Raw genomic sequence first — 18312 nt, forward strand, 5'->3', positions numbered from 1 at the left:
GATACACGCATGGGAAAAAGGCGGCTCGGCCGCTTTGCGGCGCTATTATACCACAGCGGCCAGCACTTATTCGCCTGAAGCGACCGCAAAGTGCCGCTGGTGGTATAATGAAGTGAAATTAATGTATAATAGCCGCTTTGCGGCTATTATACCATAGTTTTTCCGGCTGGGCAATGCGTGCGCATTGACTTTTGCGGAATGGTGCGATATGATGCTATACAGGAAAGTTTATGGAGAAAGGAGTCGGGTTATGCGCAGAATTTTGGGACGGATCCTGGCGGACCGGCGTGTGGTCGGCGGCCTGCTGCTGGTTGCGCAGCTGGTGATCGTCATGTACAGCGTGGGCTGGATGAGCGGGCGCTGGCTGTGGGCGCCACGGATATTGACCGTGCTGAGCGTCATCATCGTGATCTGGCTTGTCCGTAAATATGATAACCCGACCTATAAGATCAGCTGGATCATCGTTATCCTGCTGCTGCCGCTGTTCGGAGGCCTGTTTTACCTGCTGTGGGGCAACACGCCGTTTAACCGCGCGCGCACTCAGCATAAGTACGAGCCGCAGCCGCCGGATTTCACCGAATACCGCCTGATGCCGGCGACCGAGGCGCTCGCACAGGAGGATCCGCGCCACGCGGCGCGCGCCCGTTATATCACTGCGCTGGACGGCATGCCGGCCTGGACCAACACCGAGGCGCATTATTTCCGCGTGGGCGAGGATATGTTCGCCTCCATGTGCGAGGAGCTGTGGCAGGCGCATAAATTCATTTTTCTGGAGTATTTTATCATTGAGGAAGGCATCATGTGGAATACCATCCTCGATATCCTGCAGGAAAAGGTGCGCGAGGGCGTGGATGTGCGCATCCTGTACGACGATGTGGGTTCGATCGCCACGCTGCCGCAGAACTACGACCGCTTCTTGGCTTCACTCGGCATCCGCGCGGTGCGCTTTAACCGCTTTATCCCCACGCTCAACACCTACCTTAATTACCGCAACCACCGCAAAATGATGATTATAGACGGGAATGTGGGGTATATGGGCGGCATCAACCTGGCAGATGAATATATCAATGAGAAGGTGCGTTTTGGCCACTGGAAGGATACCGGCATCATGCTGCGGGGCGAAGGGACGGTCAACATGACCTCGCTGTTCCTGCAGATGTGGGAATATGTGACCGGCGAGCCCGTGCCGCCGCTCAACGCCTACCTGCCGACGATGAAAATGCCGGAGGACGGCTATGTCCAGCCGTTCGCGGATTCGCCGCTTGACGATTTGAACGTCGGCGAATCGACCTACCTGCAGATCATCCACAACGCGCGCGATTACGTCTATATCACGACCCCGTATCTGGTGTTGGATAACGAGATGATCACGGCGCTGACCATCGCGGCGCAGTCCGGCGTGGATGTGCGGATTCTGACGCCGGGGATTCCGGATAAAAAGCTGGTCTATATGATTACGCGCTCCTATTACCAGCAGCTGCACCGCGCGGGCGTCAAGATCTATGAATACCGCCCAGGCTTCCTGCACGCGAAGTGCATCGTATCGGACGATGATACGGCGGTCGTCGGAACGATCAATATGGACTTCCGTTCCTTTTTCTTGCATTTTGAGTGCGCGACCTGCTTTTACAACAGCTCGGTCGTGCATGCGGTCAAGCAGGATATTTTGGAAACGATCAATGTGAGCCGGCGCATTGACGACGCCTGGCTGCATAAGGTACCTTGGCTGCGGTCTATCGTGGCCAGTGTGCTGCGGCTGTTTGCGCCGCTGCTGTGACCGGACGCCGGCAGAGTGAAGGGGCTGAAATGGAACAACGGGAACAGGTTTTGTGCGCGATCCTTGACGCGGGTGAGCTGCTGCTGACCGCAGGGGCCGAGGTGGCGCGCGTGGAGGACACGATCCGCCGTATGGCACAGGCATATGGCTTTGGCAGGGTGGATGTGCTGACCATCACGGCCAGTATGATCGTCACGGCGCAGGCAGAGGACGGCGCGGTTCTGACGCAGACCCGCCGCATCCTGCGGCGGGAAACCGATATGCGGCGCATCGAGGCGGTGAACGCGCTTTCGCGTGCGGTCTGCGGCGCGCCGCTGCCGCTGGAGGAGCTGCGCGCGCGGGTGGAAGCGATTCGGACCATGCGGGACGATATGCCGTGGCGTATCCCGCTGGCATATTTGGTTATTTCCGGCTCGTTCGCCGTGTTTTTCGGCGGTTCGGTGCGGGATGGTCTGGCGGCGATGCTGTGCAGCATGGTGCTGTACGCGATCGGGCGCATGGGGGCGCGTATTGCGTTACAGCCGCTGGTGCTGACCGTGTTGAGCGCGGCCGCGATGTGTCTGGCCGCGGTGATAACCGTGGAAGCCGGATTGGGGCAGGCATTGGATAAGATTATTATTGGAAACATTATGCTGCTGATACCGGGGATCGCGCTGGTCAATTCGCTGCGCGACATGATCGTGGGCGATACGATCAGCGGCCTGCTGGGAGCGTGTGAAGCGCTGCTGCGCGCGATTGCGATTGCGGCGGGCTGCGCACTGGTGCTGCTGCAGCTGGGAGGTGCGGTATGACCGGGGAAATGGCGGTGCAGGTCGGCATGGCAGCCGTGGGTGCGCTGGGCTTCGGCCTGCTGTTCCATATTTCAGGAAGCCGGCTGGTGACCATCCTGCTCGGCGGCGCGGCAAACTGGGGGTTTTACCTGCTCGCCCTGTGGGCTTATGAGGACCGCGTCGCCGCGTTTTTTGCCGCCGCGCTCGCGACAGCCGCCTTGGCGGAGGTATTGGCGCGCCTGCTCAAAACGCCGGTCCTGACGCTGCTGGTGCCGATGCTCGTGCCGCTCGTCCCGGGCGGCGACCTGTATTATACCACGCTGGCGCTTGTCCGGGGGGATATGGCGGCGTTTGCGCAGTATGGCAGCCTGGTGCTGAAGGAGTCCGGTGCGATCTCGTTCGGGGTTATCCTGATTGCCTGTGCAGTGCAGACGCTGCTCAAGCTGCTCGCTCTGGCGCGGGAGAAAAGAATATGAAAAAAGCGTTCTGCGACCGGTCCGTGCAGAACGCTTTTCAAATTTGGAGCTGCAGCAGAAGATAGACCACACAGGCGGCGATCGCCGCCCAAACCAGGCCCGTGGCGATCAGGCAGCAAAGATAACGCGGCGGAAAGCGGGCGTGCCGCAGGCTACGCCCGAGCGCGTCCGGATCGCCGAGCATGCGCACCGCCAGCTCGACCGCCTCCGCTTCGTTGAAGCCGCGGTCGTTTTGCAGATATTCCATGCGCGTCAGTAGATGGTCGGTCAGCTCGCGCCGCACCCGTGCGCGGTACGGCGGCCAAAGAAGATGGGCGCATACGCGGTCCAGAAACAGGCTGATGCGCTCATTTGGTGACACACGCCTCACCCCCGACCACCTTGCCGAAGCTTTTACAGAATTTTTCCCACTCGCGTCGGCACCGCGCGAGTGTTTTGACGCCTTGGCGGGTGAGCTGATAATACCGGCGCAGCCGCCCCGCCGTGGATTCCCTTTCGTAGGAGCGCACCTCGCCGCGCTCTTCCAGGCTGTGCAGGATGGGGTACAGGGTCCCCTCGTTCATGGAAAAGGTCTGGTCGGAACGGCATTCCAGCTCGCGGATGATCTGGTAGCCGTATTTGTCTGCGTCCTCCAGCATGGCGAGGACGAGCAGCGTATTACTGCCGGGGAAAGGAGAGTCGTTTTTTCTGCGGGGCATGGAAAACCGCCTCCAAATACCTTTTTTATCGATGTATCCACAGTATACATCCGGCGGCAGGGGCTGTCAAATGTAAAATTTTTTTAAGGTATTGCTCTTTTTCGGTTTTTAGGGTATCATAAGCAATAGTTTGCAGGCTTTGGAGGATGGAAAACCGATGTTTGATAGTTTGTTTCAATGGCTGCTCGGCGCTGGCCGCGAGCTGGCTGTTGTTATTATCTCCATGGTTCCTCTGGTGGAATTGCGCGGCGCGGTGCCTCTGGGCGTTATGGCGGCGGGCATGCCGTGGTACGAGGTGCTGCCGTTGGCCTATCTGGGCAACCTGCTCCCGATTCCGTTCGCGCTGTTTTTCGGGGAAAAGGTATTGGACTGGGTGGGGACGCTCAGGCCGTTTACCGGCTTCGTCACCCGCTACAAGGCGAAGCTGGAAAGCAAAAAGGATCAGGTTACCAAGTATGCGCGGATCGGCCTGTTCCTGTTCGTCGCGGTGCCGCTGCCAGGGACGGGCGCATGGTCGGGCGCGCTGATCGCGACGCTGCTCGAAATGCCAAAGGGGAAAGCGCTGCTCTCCATTGCGGGCGGCGTCGTGGCGGCGGGGCTTATCATGCTGGTTGCCTCCAATGGCGTGCTGGGCGTGGCGAGCCTGTTTTGAAAGCGAAAGCAAAGAGCCTCCCGTGAGGGAGGCTCTTTTTGCATTTCGGTTTAAATACGGCAGGATTCCAGCAGCTCGTGCTTGCAGTCCCAAAGCCTGCGGGACAGATCGACGAAATAAGTCTGCGGGTTCTCGAAGCGCTTAATCTCTTCCCAGAGCGTGTCCAGCTCGGCAAGGCAGTAACTGCGGATGTCGCTGATCGCCGAATTCTGGTAAACGCATTTGCCGGCCTGGAACAGCTGCACGCGCAGCGGGCGCACGGTATAATCGGACACCACGCGCTGCTTCCAGGTATGGATGGGGTCGAACAGCACATAGGGGAGGGCGGCGTCGATGACCTCGTCATGGATTGTGATAACATCGCCCAGCGCCTTGCCGGTCGCTTTGTCAAACAGGCGGTATACCTGCTTGAAGTGTGGGGTCGTGATCTTTTCCACGTTTTCGGAAACCTTGATCTTGGGGACGATCTCTCCCTGCCCGTTTTCCACGGCTGCGAGCTTGTATACGCCGCCGAACACCGGTTCGGATTTGGAAGTGATCAGCCGCTCACCGATGCCGAAGGAGTCGATTTGCGCGCCCTGTACCAGAAGGTCGCGCACCAGGTATTCGTCCAGCGAGTTGGAGGCCATGATCTGCATATCCGGAAAACCCGCCGCATCCAGCATTTTACGCGCCTCGATCGAAAGGTAGGCGATATCGCCCGAATCCAGACGGATGCCGCGCGGGCGGATCCCGTACTCGCTGACCATGTCCCGCGCTACACGGATCGCGTTCGGAACGCCGGATTTGAGGACGTTATAGGTGTCGACCAGAAAGACGCAGTTGTCCGGATAAATGTCCGCATAGGCCTTGAACGCCTCGTATTCGCTGTCGAACATCTGCACCCAGGAATGCGCCATCGTGCCGCCCGCGGGGATCTTGTAATCCCGATCGGCCAGCACGCACGCCGTCCCCTGACAGCCGCCGATATAAGCGGCGCGCGCGCCATAGATCGCGCCGTCGTAGCCCTGCGCGCGGCGGGAGCCGAATTCGAGCACGGTGCGCCCCTGCGCGGCGCGGGTGATGCGGCTGGCCTTGGTGGCGATCAGCGTCTGATGGTTGATGGTGAGCAGGACCATGGTTTCCACGAACTGCGCCTGAATCATGGGACCGGCCACGGTGACAAGGGGTTCGCCGGGGAAAACCGGCGTACCCTCCGGCACGGCCCATACGTCGCACGCGAATTCAAATTCGCGCAGGTAATTGAGAAAGGATTCCGAGAAGCAGCCGCGGCGGCGCAGGTAGGCGATATCCTCCTCGGTGAAATGCAGGTTTTTGAAATAGTCGATCAATTGTTCCACGCCCGCCATGATGGCGTAGCCGCCGCCGTCCGGCACGCGGCGGAAGAACATGTCGAAATAAGCGCGGCGGTCGGCGATACCTTTTTCAAAGTACCCGTTCGCCATTGTGAACTCGTAAAAGTCGGTCAGCATGGTCAGATTTTTTTCGGTCATTGCGAAAACGCCCCTTTGCGCATGGATGCCATGCGCTTTTATTCAATCCGTGCATCTGTCTTGACACAGTGCATTTATAGTTATAATAGTACGTTTTTGCGCAAAGTGCAAGACTTTCTTTCGGAATATCGATTCACAATATGAATAAATATTCACTATATAAAATAATTATAAATTTTTCTTGCCAAATGCAGGGATAGGGGGTATAATGGAAAAGTCAAAAAAACGACGGATTACGGAGGTAAGCAGACATGGAAAGGAAATATAACAAGGTTGTACTGGCCTATTCGGGCGGTTTGGATACTTCGGTGCTGATTCCGTGGCTCAAGGAGCATTACGGCTGCGAGGTCATCGCGGTTTCCGGCAACGTGGGCCAGGGTACCGAACTGGACGGGCTGGAGGAAAAGGCGCTCAAGACCGGCGCGTCCAAGCTGTACATCGAGGACTTGACCAAGGAGTTCGTGGACGACTACATTATCCCCACCATGAAGGCGGGCGCAACCTATGAGCAGTATCTGCTTGGCACCTCGTTCGCGCGTCCGATCATCGCCAAGCGCATCGTTGAGATTGCGCTGCAGGAGGGCGCGGACGCGATCTGCCACGGCTGCACGGGCAAGGGCAACGACCAGGTGCGTTTCGAGCTGGCGATCCACGCGTTCGCCCCGCAGATGGACATTATCGCGCCGTGGCGCTTCTGGGAACTGAACAGCCGCGAGAAGGAGATCGCCTACGCGGAGGCGCATAACATCCCGCTCAAGATCAACAAGGAAACCAACTATTCCAAGGATAAGAACCTGTGGCACCTGAGCCATGAGGGCCTCGACCTTGAACTGCCCTCCAACGAGGCGCCGATCAATAAACCGGGCTTTCTCGAACTGGGAGTTTCTCCGGAGATGGCGCCCGATAAGCCGACCTACGTTACCATTCATTTCGAAAAGGGCGTACCCACCGCGGTGGACGGCGAGGAGCTGGATTCGGTTGCAATCATCGAAAAGCTCAATAAGCTCGGCGGCGAGAACGGCGTGGGCATCCTGGATATCGTCGAGAACCGCCTGGTCGGCATGAAGAGCCGCGGCGTATACGAGACGCCGGGCGGCGCGGTGCTGTATGCGGCGCACCAGAAGCTGGAGGAGATCACGCTCGACAAGGAGACCGCGCACTACAAGGCGCAGGTCGCGATGAAGTTCGGCGACCTGGTCTACAACGGCCAGTGGTACACCCCGCTGCGTAAGGCGCTTTCGGCGTTCGTCGATTCCACGCAGGAGACCGTTACCGGCGACGTCAAGCTCAAGCTGTACAAGGGTAATATCATTCCGGCGTCCGTCACCTCGCCGTACAGCCTGTACTCCGAGGATATGGCCACCTTTAACGAGGACGACTGCTACGACCAGGCGGATTCGGCCGGCTTCATCAACCTGTTCGGCCTGCCGCTCAAGGTGCGCGCGCTCAACGACCAGATGCTGTACAAAAAGACCGGCGAGCATTTCCCGTCGGTTGAAAAGTAAGAAAGGATATCGTGGGGCGGCATGTCCGAACGTGCCGCCCTGCGGGTGTTTTGTGAGGTAACGAGATATGGCAAAATTATGGGCAGGACGGTTTCAAAAGGAAACCGATCTGGTGGTAAATGACTTTAATTCGTCCATCCTGTTTGACTGCCGTTTATATAAGGAAGACATCACCGGTTCGATCGCGCATGCGACCATGCTGGGCAGGCAGGGCATCATCGAGCCGCACGAGGCGGAAAAAATCGTCGAAGGGCTGAAGGGAATCCTCAAGGATATCGAGGAGGGGAATGTGGAGTTTTCCCTCGATTATGAGGATATCCACATGAATGTCGAGCAGCTTTTGACCGAGCGCATCGGCGACACCGGCAAGCGGCTGCATACCGGACGCTCGCGCAACGACCAGGTCGCGCTCGATATGCGCCTGTACGTCAAGAGCGAAATCCGCGAGATCATCACCATGATCTGTACGTTTATGAAAGCGCTCGCCAAAAAGAGCCGCGAGAACTTGGACGCGGTCATGCCGGGCTACACGCACCTGCAACGCGCGCAGCCGACCACGTTCGCACACTACATGATGGCCTATGCCAACATGCTGAAGCGCGATATCACCCGCCTGCAGGATTGCTACGAGCGCATGGATGAAATGCCGCTCGGCTCGGGCGCGCTGGCATCCACCACCTATCCGATCGACCGCGAGTTCGTCCGGCAGCAGCTTGGCTTCAAGCGGCTGACCGATAACTCGCTCGACGGCGTATCCGACCGCGATTACTGCGTGGAGCTGCTCTCCGCGCTATCTATCCTGATGATGCACCTGTCCCGCCTGTCTGAAGAGATCATCTCCTGGTGCTCATGGGAGTTCAAGTTCGTCGAACTGGACGACGCGTATTCCACCGGCTCGTCCATCATGCCGCAGAAGAAGAATCCGGACGTGTGTGAGCTGATCCGCGGCAAGACCGGCCGTGTGTACGGCAGCCTAACCACCATGCTGACCGTGCTCAAGGGCCTGCCGCTGGCATACAATAAGGATATGCAGGAGGACAAGGAGGCTGTGTTCGGCGCGATCGACACGGTAAAGCAGTGCCTGGAGGTGTTCACCCCCATGTTCTCCACCATGACGCTGCGCCGCGACAACATGCGCAAGGCAGCTTCCGCAGGCTTCATTAACGCAACAGACTGCGCGGACTACCTGACTAAGAAGGGCATGCCTTTCCGCGATGCGTACAAAACGGTCGGCCGGCTGGTCAACCAGTGCATCAAGGCGGATGAAACGCTGGAAACCATGACCATGCGCGATTTTGCCGCGATCTCCAATAAATTTGGGGATGATGTTTACGACGCGCTCGACCTGCGTACCTGCGTGGCTGAACGCAAGGTGATCGGTGGTCCGGCACCGCAGGAGGTCGCCCGCCAGATCGACAAGATCGAAAAGTTTATCGCCGATGTGGAAAACGAAACATAAACAGATGAGGATTTTGTATGTATATTGAGGATATCGCACAGGTATATGAAGAAGAGGAGTTGAACTTCGCCACCGACGAGGAGGAGCAGCGCATCCGCTTCAAGATGAACACCAAGGTTTCGCCGGACGTGTCGTTCACCGCACGCATTGTTAACGAAACGACCGCGCTGTTTACCACGATCCTGCCGATGAATATTCCGGAAGCTAAGCGGGACGCGGTCGCTCTTTACCTGAATCGGGCGAACTGGGGGCTGCTGCTGGGCAATTTTGAGATGGACCCGAACGACGGGGAGCTTTGCTATCGGGTGGCGGGCTGCTTTGAGGAAAACGAGCCGCTGGCGGACGAGATAGTCCGGCGCATGACTTATGTGGGCTTCAACATGTTTGATAAATATGTTCCTGGCGTATTCGCCATCGTATACGGCAATAAGGGGCCTGTGGAAGCGTACGAGGAGATCGAGGCCGCGGAGCGCGAGGCGCAGGCGGAATGAAAACGGAGAAAGACGGATGAAACCAAAGGTTTATATCGACGGCAGAGAGGGTACCACCGGCCTACAGATCTATGAACGGCTGGGGGGGCGGGACGACCTCGAGCTGCTGCTGATCGACGAGGACAAACGCAAGGACACCGAGGAGCGTCGCAGGTTCCTCAATGCGGCCGACATCGTATTCCTCTGCCTGCCGGACGCGGCGGCGCGGGACGCGGTCAGCTTGATCGAGAACGAAACGACCCGCGTAATCGACGCTTCGACCGCGCACCGCACCGAGCCGGACTGGGATTATGGCTTTGCAGAGCTGTCCAAGGCGCACAGGGCTGCGATCGCGGCCTCCAAACGGGTGGCGAATCCAGGCTGCCACGCGAGCGGGTTTATCTCCTCGGTGTATCCGCTGGTCGCGCGGGAGGTGGTACCCGCGGATTTTGCGTTCACCTGCTCGTCGCTGACCGGCTACTCGGGCGGCGGGAAAAAAATGATCGCAGAATACGAGGATGAAAACCGCGACCCGCGGCATGCCTCCGAGCGGATTTATGGCCTGAACCTGCAGCATAAGCATCTGCCGGAAATGGAGTATGTCTGCGGCCTGACCCAGCCGCCGGTATTTGTGCCGGTTGTGGGCGATTTTTACAAGGGCATGGCGACGACGGTCATGCTGCCCAGCGTGGACGCTCGCCGCGTACAGGAAGCGCTGGAAGTGCACTACGAGGGGCAGCGGCTGGTCACGGTCGCTCCGTTCGGCGGGGACGAGCCGGTTATATACGCCAATACGCTCGCGGGAAAGGACAGCCTGAGGCTGATCGTATGCGGCCATGCGCGGCAGACGATCGTGACCGCCCTGTTCGACAATCTCGGCAAGGGCGCGTCGGGCGCGGCGGTGCAGAACATGAATATCATGCTGGGTCTGGACGAAGCCACGGGATTGACGGTATAATAAAAACAGCGTATCCTATCTATTTCGCGCCGCTTCGGGCGGTAAGGAGAAATGCAGCTATGAAAATTATTGACGGCGGCGTGTGCGCCGCAAAGGGCTTTACCGCGGGCAGCATCCGCAGCGGCATCAAGGACAGCCGCGCGGACGACGATACCGCGATTATCTTCAGCGCGTGCGAGTGTACGGCCGCGGCGACCTATACGATGAACCGCGTCAAGGCCGCGCCCCTGTATGTGACGATGGAGCATCTGGAAAACGGCGTGGCGCGCGCGATCGTCGCCAACGCGGGCAACGCCAACGCCTGCGCGCCGGACGGGATGGAAAACGCCCGCCGCATGGCCAAGGTCGCGGCGAAGGTGCTCGGCGTGGACGAGGACGACGTGGTCGTCGCCTCGACCGGCGTGATCGGTCAGCGCCTGCCGGTTGAGTGCATCGAGCAGCACCTGCCCGAAATTGTGCTGGACGGAAACGGCTCGGAAAAGGCGAACCGCGCCATCATGACGACCGATACCAAAACCAAGACTGCGGCGGTCGAGTTCACCATCGGCGGCAGGATCTGCCGCATCGGCGGTATCTGCAAGGGCAGCGGCATGATCCATCCTAACATGGGTACCATGCTGTCCTTCCTGACGACCGACTGTGCGATCACACACGAAATGCTGGCCGAGGCGTTGCAGGAGAACGTGCGCAAGACCTATAACCGCGTCACGGTGGACGGGGACACCTCCACCAACGACATGTGCGTGGTGCTGGCCAACGGACAGGCGGGCAACGAGCTGATCGAGTGGCAGGACGAGGAGTATCAGGCGTTCTGCAAGGCGCTGAACGAGGTCAACACCCGTCTGGCACGCCAGATCGCGGCGGACGGCGAGGGCGCGACCAAGCTGGTGACCTGCACGGTCAAAAACTCCCGCTCCGAGGAGGCGGCCGAGCGGCTGGCCAAGGCAGTCGTGGGCTCCAACCTGGTCAAGGCGGCGATGTTCGGCGCGGACGCCAACTGGGGCCGCGTGCTGTGCGCGATGGGCTACTCCAAGGCGCCGTTCCGGCCGGAATATGTGTCCGTGGCGTTCGAGTCCGCAGCGGGCCGCGTGGCTGTGTGCGAAAAGGGCGCGGCGATCGATTTTGACGAGGCGCTTGCCAAGCAGGTACTCTCGGAAAGCGAGGTTACCATTCAGGTGGACGTGGGCGAGGGGACAGACTGCGCGACCGCGTGGGGCTGCGACCTGACCTATGATTATGTGAAGATCAACGGCGATTACCGGACCTGATAATAAACGAAGAGGAACGAGACAAGATGGATACACAACTGGATGCAGAGCTGCGGGCCAAAATACTGGTTGAAGCGCTGCCGTTTATTCAAAAATATTACGGGCAGACGGTCGTCGTCAAATACGGCGGCAACGCCATGATTAATGAGGAACTGAAAGACGCGGTCATCCACGACCTTGTGCTGCTCAACCTGGTCGGCGTCAAGGTGGTCGTGGTACACGGCGGCGGGCCGGAGATCTCGGATATGCTGAAAAAGATCGGCAAGGAGTCCCGCTTTGTCAACGGCCTGCGCTACACCGACCGCGAGACCATGGATATCGTGCAGATGGTGCTGTGCGGCAAGGTCAACAAGGATTTGGTGACGCTGCTGGAAAAGGCGGGCGGCCGCGGCGTTGGCCTGGGCGGCATGGACGGCGGCATGTTCCAGGCAAAACGCCTGACCGACCGTACCGGTACGGATTACGGCTATGTAGGCGACATCGTCGAGGTCAATCCGGCGCCGGTGATCGATATGCTGGAAAAGGGCTATATTCCGGTCGTCTCGACCGTCGCGCAGGGGATCGACGATGAAACCAATTACAACATCAACGCGGATACCGCGGCCTGCAAGCTGGCGGTCGCGCTGGGCGCGAAAAAGCTCATCCTGCTGACCGACGTGCGCGGGCTGATGCTCGATCCGGAGGACGAGTCGACGCTGCTGCGCTTCCTCAAGGTTTCCGAGGTACCCAAGCTCATGCGCGACGGCGTTATCAAGGGCGGCATGATCCCCAAGGTGGACTGCTGCGTCGAGGCGGTGCGCAAGGGCGTGGAAGCGGCCAATATCCAGGATGGGCGCGTCAAGCACTCCATCCTGATCGAATTATTATCCAAAGTGGGCGTCGGTACGATGTTCCAGTGAGAAAGAAGCGAGGAAAATGACCTACCAAGAACTCAAGGCCGAGGAAAACAAATATGTGATGAACACCTACGGCCGTTTCCCGATCGCGCTCGACCGAGGCGAGGGCGCGACGGTATGGGATGTCGAGGGCAGGAAGTATATCGACCTGGCCTCGGGCATCGGCGTCAACTGCATGGGCTACAATAACCAGATCATCATTGACGCGATCACCGCACAGGCGCACAAGCTGATGCATGTTTCCAACCTGTTCACGACCGAGCCTATGGTATGGGCTGCGAAAAAGCTGGTGGAGAAAACGCATCTGAACGGCAAGGTGTTTTTTGCCAATTCGGGCGCGGAGGCGAACGAGGGCGCGATCAAGCTGGCGCGCAAATATTCGTTCGACAAGTACGGCGAGGGGCGTTACAAGATCGTCACGCTCGTCAATTCCTTTCATGGCCGCACGGTGACCACGCTTAAGGCCACCGGTCAGGACCGTTTCCATAATTATTTTTTCCCGTTTACCGAGGGCTTTGATTACGCGGAGGCAAACGACTTTGATTCGGTCCGCCGCAAAGCGGACGATATGGCGTGCGCGGTCATGCTCGAACTGGTGCAGGGCGAGGGCGGCGTGCTACCGCTCGATCCGGCGTTTGTCAAGCAGGTCGAGGCGCTTTGCCGCGAAAAGGACCTGCTGCTCATCATCGACGAGGTGCAGACCGGCGTCGGCCGCACGGGCAGCCTGTTCTGCTTCCAGCAGTACGGCATCCGTCCGGATGTCGTCACGATGGCCAAGGGGCTGGGCGGCGGCCTGCCGGTCGGCGCGGTGCTGGCCGCGGAAAGCTGTGCGGGCGTGCTGACCCCCGGTACGCATGCGACGACCTTCGGCGGCACGCCCATCGTGTGCGCCGCGGTGAATGCGGTTCTCGATACTGTAGGGGAGGGGCAGTTCCTCGCTGCGGTCAGGGAAAAGGGCGAGTACCTGAAAAACGGCATCCTGTCCATTGGCTCCCCCAGCATCCATGGCGTGCGCGGCATGGGGCTGATGTTGGGCATCATTGTGGACGAGGGCAGGCACACGGCCTTTGCCAATAAACTGATTGAAAAAGGCGTGCTTGCGATCACGGCGGGCAAAAACGCGGTGCGCCTGCTGCCGCCGCTGACCATATCCAGGGAAGAAATGGATGAGGCGCTGACCATTATGAAAGAGGTGTTTTAATTGAAGCATTTGCTCAAGCTGCTCGATTGCTCGACCGAGGAGATTATCGGTCTGCTCGACCTGGCCGACCAGCTTAAATATGAAAAGAAGCATAATATCTCCCACCGTCATCTGGAGGGCAAAAGCCTGGGCATGATCTTCCAGAAGTCCTCCACCCGCACCCGCGTCTCGTTCGAGACCGGTATGTATCAGCTCGGCGGACAGGCGCTGTTCCTCTCCAACCGCGACCTGCAGATCGGCCGCGGCGAGCCGGTGCAGGATACGGCGCGCGTGCTGTCCCGTTATCTGGACGGCATCATGATCCGCACCTATGAACAGAAAGAGGTCGAGGACCTCGCGGGCTACGGCACCATCCCGATCATCAACGGTCTGACCGATTTCTGCCATCCCTGCCAGGTACTGGCCGACCTGATGACCATTCGCGAGAAGTTCGCGGTACTCGAAGGGCTGAAGATGTGCTACATCGGCGATGGCAACAACATGGCCAACTCCCTGATCGTCGGCGGCCTCAAGACCGGCATGAAGGTATCGGTTGCCACCCCCGAGGGCTACCGTCCCCATCCGGAGGTCATGGCGTTTGCCGGCGCCAATCCGGATTTCTCCATCACGGACGACCCGATGAAAGCCGCAGAGAACGCGGATGTGGTCATCACGGACACCTGGGCCTCCATGGGCATGGAAGCTGAAAAGGAAGTGCGCATGCAGGCGTTCCAAGGCTATCAGGTGAACGACGAGTTGCTCGCCGCCGCTAAGCCCGGCTGCATGGTGCAGCACTGTCTGCCCGCCTACCGCGAGCAGGAGATCACGACCAAGGTGTTTGAGGAGCATGCGGACGAGATCTTTGAAGAGGCGGAAAACCGTCTGCACGCGCAAAAGGCGGTCATGGTCACGCTTATGGGCAGTCGGGAATAAATAAAAAAGAATGCGCGCCGCTTTTAGCGGCGCGCATTCTTTTTTTATCGGTTTTGCGGCATTTGCCAGGCAAAATGGTTGCAGTGGAGCAGGCGCTCGGCCTTTTCCGAGCAGGGTTCGCCGAGCTCTTCCCGATACAAAGCCTGTACCGCGGGGTTCTCATGTGAGAAACGCAGATCGGCGTGCCGGTCGAGGTCATATAGCACATTTCCGCGCCAGACCGCCTTCTCGCGGTCAGTTCCGTCGATCGGCTGGCCGCCGCCGCCCGCGCAGCCGCCCGGGCAGGCCATGATCTCGACAAATTCGTACTTCACCTCGCCGCGCTTAAGCGCGTGCAGCAGGTGGCGCGCGTTGGCCAGACCGCTTGCGACCGCGCAGCGCAGGGGGATGCCGGCGAGGTCAAAGGTCGCTTCGCGCCAGCCGCCGCGGGTAATATTGCCGCGCACGTCGTGGAACGCGTCGGCCGGCGGATTTTCGCCGGTGGCAAGGAAATAGGCGGAGCGCAGAGCAGCCTCCATCACGCCGCCCGTTGCGCCAAAGATCACGCCGGCACCGGTACCATCGCCCAGCGGCGAATCAAACGGGGATTCGGCGAGCACGGGTACGTCGATATGCTCGGCGCGCACCATGCGCGCAAACTCGCGCGTGGTCAGCACCAGGTCGACATCCGGACCGGCGGCGGTGGACTGCATGCCAGGCAGCTCGCACTCCGCTTTTTTCGCTACGCAGGGCATGATGGAAACGCTGAAGATCTTTTCCGGAGCAAGGCCGAGGCGTTTTGCCAGCCAGGTTTTGCTGACCGCGCCGAACATCTGCTGCGGGGATTTTGCCGTGGACAGGCGTCCGGTCAGCTCGGGGTATTGGGACTTGAGGAACCGCACCCAGCCGGGGCAGCAGGAGGTGAACATCGGCATGTCGGAAAGGTCGCCGTCCCGCAGACGGTGCAGCAGCTCGGTACCCTCCTCCATGATAGTCAGATCAGCGGAGAACGTTGTGTCATAGACATATTCCGCGCCCATTTTGCGCAGGGCGGTAACCAACTGGCCGATGGTCGCCGTGCCGGTGTCCATGCCGAACGCCTCGCCCCAGGCCGCGCGGACAGCGGGCGCGATCTGGACGACTGTGACCTGGTCCGGATCGGCGAGCGCAGAAAATGCCTTGGCGGTGTCGTCCCGTTCGCGCAGCGCGCCGGTTGGGCAGTGGGTGATGCACTGGCCGCACAGCGAGCAGTCCGCTTCTTTGATGAAACGATTGCCGGAAACGTCAATGGTCGTGCGGGCGCCCGAACCGCTGACATCCCAGATGGAAAGCGACTGCACCTTGTCGCAGACCTGTACGCAGCGCATACATTTAATACACTTATTAACATCGCGGAACAGGGGGAATGTGGTGGTCCATTCCAGCTTTTTCCCGCGCGCAAGATCGGCGGGGTAGGGGATGTTCAGAACGCCCAGGTCGGTCGCAACCTTCTGTAGCTGGCAGGTGCCGGAACGCACGCAGGTCGCGCATTTATTGTCGTGCTGTGACAGGATCAGCTCGACGTTGGTGCGGCGCGCCTGGCGGACCCGCGGCGAGTTGGTATGGATGACCATACCATCGCGCACCACGTTGTTACAGGAGGGAACGAGCTTGCCCTCGCCCTCGACCTCGACGCAGCAGACGCGGCAGGCGGAGATCTCGTTCAGGTCTTTGAGATAGCACAGGCTGGGGATTTCGATATCGACGCTGGCTGCGGCGTCCAGGATTGTCGTTCCGGCGGGAACCGAAACCGGAATATCATTGATCGTAAGGTTTACCATTTGGACGTCCGCCCTCCTTTAAAGATGCCATAGCCGAAATGGTCGCAGCGCAGGCAGCGCGAGGTCTCCTGCTGGGCTTCCTCTTCGGTCATGCCGCATTTGACAAGCTCAAAATTATCGATGCATTCCGCGAGCGGACGGTTCTTTAATTCCACGCGGCCACAGGCGGGGGAGTTGGTCAAATGGGCGGGCGGAATGTCCACATCGACCGTGATGACATGGTGGTATCCAAGATGCTGGTCGATATTAGCGGCCGCGACCTTGCCGGCCGCAACCGCGCGGATAACGGTCGCGGGGCCGGTGACCGCGTCGCCGCCCGCAAACACATGGGGCGTGTTGGGTACGAAAGCGTCGGACTCCGCCTGAATCTTGCCGCGGACAACAGGGGTGACCTGCTCGAACGGCTTTGCGTCAATCGCCTGGCCGATGGCAACGATAACAATATCGCAGGGGATGCGGAACAGCGGTTCCCGCGCGTTTTTCGGGCGCGGACGCCCATCCGAGCCATACTCGCTGATGATCTGCGGGCGGGTCCAAAGCGCGGTAACATGGCCGTTCTCGTCCGCTTCGATGTGATCGGGCGCCTGCAGGGGAAGAATCTGGCAGCCCTCGCTCTGCGCGTCCTCGATCTCCTCCGCGAGCGCGGTCATATCGGCGACGCGACGGCGGTAAATACAGGTGACGGATTCCGCGCCCAGCCGGATGGCGGTGCGGGTGGCATCCATCGAGACGTTGCCGCCGCCGACCACGCAGACGCGCTTGCCCTTGAAATCAGGTGCGCGGCCCTCACCGATATCGCGCAGAAGCTGGACGGCGGCGTATACGCCCTGGCTGTCCTCTCCCTCGATACCAAGCTTTTTGTCGTTATGCGCGCCGATAGCGATATATACCGCGTCGAACTGCTCCTCAATATCGGAGAATGCAATGTCGCGGCCGATGGAGGTATCCGTATGTACCTCGATGCCGGTGGACAGGATAAAGGAGATGTCCGCGTCCAGCTTCTCCTGCGGCAGGCGGTAGTCGGGGATGCCGTAGCGCAGCATGCCGCCGAGCTGCGGCCGCTGGTCGTATACCACCACCTGATGCCCCATCAGAGAAAGGAAATAGGCGGCGGAAAGCCCGCCGGGGCCGCCGCCGATCACGGCGATGCGCTTGCCGGTGGACGGGGCGCAGGGGGGCGGCGTTTTGCCGGTCGCGTGGTCGCAGGCAAAGCGTTTGATACCGCAAATATTGACCGCGTCGTCCACCATGCGGCGGCGGCAGCGCGCCTCACAGGGATGCTCGCAGACATAGCCGCAGACCGTGGGGAACGGGTTGTCCTTGCGGATCAGGCGCACCGCGTCGTCATACCGGTGCGCGCGAACCAGGGCGATGTAGCCGGGGATATCCACGCCCGCGGGGCAGAGGGCTACGCAGGGGACCGGCTGGTTCAGGCCGAACAGGCAGCGGCCATGCTCCACATGCGAGAGATAGTCCTCGCGGAAGCCCTGCACGCCCTGCAAAACCATGCGCGCGGCTTCGTAACCGATCGCGCAGTCTGCGGTATCTTGGATAACGCGGGCGGTTTTTTCGATCAGGTCAATGGTTTCGACCGTGGCGGTGGAGTCAAGTACGCTTTCGAGAAGCGAGGTGAGCTGGCCGAGTCCGATGCGGCACGGAACGCATTTGCCGCAGGTCTGTGCATGACACAGGCGAAGGAACGAGAGCGCCATATCGACCGGACAAAGGCCCGGGGGGCTTGCGCTCAGACGACGCTCAACATCACGGTACAGGCTTTCGACAACTGTCTGCGCGCGGCCAGGCGTCTCGATGGATAATCTGCTCAATTTACATCCTCCCTCGATGAATATTTTATACACACATACAATTGAATCATAGACCAACTGCAGAGAAAAGTCAACTGCGAAACCGATACCGCGCAAAAAACTGAAAATACCGGACGCATAGCTCAAGGTGGGGAAAGGGGGATTGTCGTAAA

The 18312-nt window shown here is 59.6% G+C and carries 17 protein-coding genes; 12 read left to right on the top strand and 5 right to left on the bottom strand.

All coding sequences use genetic code 11. The features are described 5' to 3' along the window. Window positions 1-250: 250 nt before the first annotated feature. Genes cls through OCV66_RS06325 form a run of 3 tightly spaced genes read left to right on the top strand, consistent with a single transcriptional unit; the run spans window position 251 to window position 3023 of the window. On the top strand, window positions 251-1777 hold the full coding sequence (gene cls, locus OCV66_RS06315) for a cardiolipin synthase (RefSeq protein ID WP_159068064.1): 1527 nt from the start codon (window positions 251-253) through the stop codon (window positions 1775-1777). A gap of 29 nt (window positions 1778-1806) precedes the next feature. Further along, complete coding sequence (locus tag OCV66_RS06320; protein ID WP_054326861.1) at window positions 1807-2568, top strand: threonine/serine exporter family protein; 762 nt, start codon at window positions 1807-1809, stop codon at window positions 2566-2568. After that, on the top strand, window positions 2565-3023 hold the full coding sequence (locus tag OCV66_RS06325) for a threonine/serine exporter family protein (protein ID WP_107630844.1): 459 nt from the start codon (window positions 2565-2567) through the stop codon (window positions 3021-3023). The genes OCV66_RS06320 and OCV66_RS06325 overlap by 4 nt, the downstream gene beginning before the upstream one ends. A 37-nt stretch (window positions 3024-3060) precedes the next feature. Here OCV66_RS06325 and OCV66_RS06330 read toward each other — a convergent pair whose 3' ends face one another. Further along, on the bottom strand, window positions 3061-3384 hold the full coding sequence (locus OCV66_RS06330; protein WP_054326864.1) for a permease prefix domain 1-containing protein: 324 nt from the start codon (window positions 3382-3384) through the stop codon (window positions 3061-3063). Next, window positions 3371-3721 carry a PadR family transcriptional regulator gene (locus OCV66_RS06335; protein WP_054326865.1) on the bottom strand — a complete coding sequence of 117 codons (351 nt, stop codon included), beginning with the start codon at window positions 3719-3721 and terminating at the stop codon, window positions 3371-3373. Before OCV66_RS06335 ends, OCV66_RS06330 begins: the two co-directional genes overlap by 14 nt. A 157-nt stretch (window positions 3722-3878) precedes the next feature. Here OCV66_RS06335 and OCV66_RS06340 point away from each other — a divergent pair, with 157 nt between their 5' ends. Then, complete coding sequence (locus tag OCV66_RS06340; RefSeq protein WP_054326866.1) at window positions 3879-4373, top strand: COG2426 family protein; 495 nt, start codon at window positions 3879-3881, stop codon at window positions 4371-4373. Between the two features lie 50 nt (window positions 4374-4423). Here OCV66_RS06340 and OCV66_RS06345 read toward each other — a convergent pair whose 3' ends face one another. Further along, window positions 4424-5866: a nicotinate phosphoribosyltransferase gene (locus OCV66_RS06345; protein ID WP_054326867.1), complete on the bottom strand. Its 1443-nt coding sequence runs from the start codon at window positions 5864-5866 to the stop codon at window positions 4424-4426. A gap of 251 nt (window positions 5867-6117) precedes the next feature. On the opposite strand from OCV66_RS06345, the gene OCV66_RS06350 reads away from it, so the two are divergent. From OCV66_RS06350 to argF, 8 genes are all read left to right on the top strand, one after another. Continuing rightward, on the top strand, window positions 6118-7371 hold the full coding sequence (locus tag OCV66_RS06350; protein ID WP_054326868.1) for an argininosuccinate synthase: 1254 nt from the start codon (window positions 6118-6120) through the stop codon (window positions 7369-7371). Between the two features lie 67 nt (window positions 7372-7438). After that, window positions 7439-8830 (top strand): argininosuccinate lyase, encoded by a 1392-nt coding sequence (gene argH / locus OCV66_RS06355; RefSeq protein WP_054326869.1) that lies wholly within the window; start codon window positions 7439-7441, stop codon window positions 8828-8830. 17 nt (window positions 8831-8847) lie between these two features. Then, the gene (locus OCV66_RS06360) at window positions 8848-9321 is read left to right on the top strand and encodes a YbjN domain-containing protein (RefSeq protein ID WP_054326870.1); all 474 of its coding nucleotides are present in this window, start codon (window positions 8848-8850) and stop codon (window positions 9319-9321) included. A gap of 16 nt (window positions 9322-9337) precedes the next feature. Next, on the top strand, window positions 9338-10258 hold the full coding sequence (gene argC, locus OCV66_RS06365) for an N-acetyl-gamma-glutamyl-phosphate reductase (protein ID WP_147573968.1): 921 nt from the start codon (window positions 9338-9340) through the stop codon (window positions 10256-10258). A gap of 59 nt (window positions 10259-10317) precedes the next feature. Then, window positions 10318-11526, top strand: coding sequence for a bifunctional glutamate N-acetyltransferase/amino-acid acetyltransferase ArgJ (gene argJ / locus OCV66_RS06370; protein ID WP_147573969.1), 1209 nt, complete (start codon window positions 10318-10320; stop codon window positions 11524-11526). A 26-nt stretch (window positions 11527-11552) separates the two neighbouring features. Further along, window positions 11553-12425 carry an acetylglutamate kinase gene (gene argB, locus OCV66_RS06375; RefSeq protein ID WP_054326871.1) on the top strand — a complete coding sequence of 291 codons (873 nt, stop codon included), beginning with the start codon at window positions 11553-11555 and terminating at the stop codon, window positions 12423-12425. A 16-nt stretch (window positions 12426-12441) separates the two neighbouring features. Next, on the top strand, window positions 12442-13623 hold the full coding sequence (locus OCV66_RS06380) for an aspartate aminotransferase family protein (protein WP_054326872.1): 1182 nt from the start codon (window positions 12442-12444) through the stop codon (window positions 13621-13623). Then, window positions 13624-14535 (top strand): ornithine carbamoyltransferase, encoded by a 912-nt coding sequence (gene argF, locus OCV66_RS06385; RefSeq protein ID WP_054326873.1) that lies wholly within the window; start codon window positions 13624-13626, stop codon window positions 14533-14535. It abuts the gene before it with no gap. Window positions 14536-14579: 44 nt separating this feature from the next. Here the strand turns inward: argF and OCV66_RS06390 are convergent, their stop codons facing one another. Together OCV66_RS06390 and OCV66_RS06395 are read right to left on the bottom strand one after the other, a co-directional pair. Then, a complete protein-coding gene (locus tag OCV66_RS06390; protein WP_107630839.1) occupies window positions 14580-16334 on the bottom strand; it encodes a [FeFe] hydrogenase, group A in 1755 nt (584 codons plus the stop codon). Further along, the gene (locus OCV66_RS06395) at window positions 16328-18160 is read right to left on the bottom strand and encodes an NAD(P)-binding protein (protein ID WP_107630838.1); all 1833 of its coding nucleotides are present in this window, start codon (window positions 18158-18160) and stop codon (window positions 16328-16330) included. The genes OCV66_RS06390 and OCV66_RS06395 overlap by 7 nt, the downstream gene beginning before the upstream one ends. Window positions 18161-18312: the final 152 nt, after the last annotated feature.

Origin of the sequence: Agathobaculum ammoniilyticum, assembly GCF_025567315.1 — a bacterium.
GTDB classification, from domain to species: Bacteria; Bacillota; Clostridia; order Oscillospirales; family Butyricicoccaceae; genus Agathobaculum; species Agathobaculum ammoniilyticum.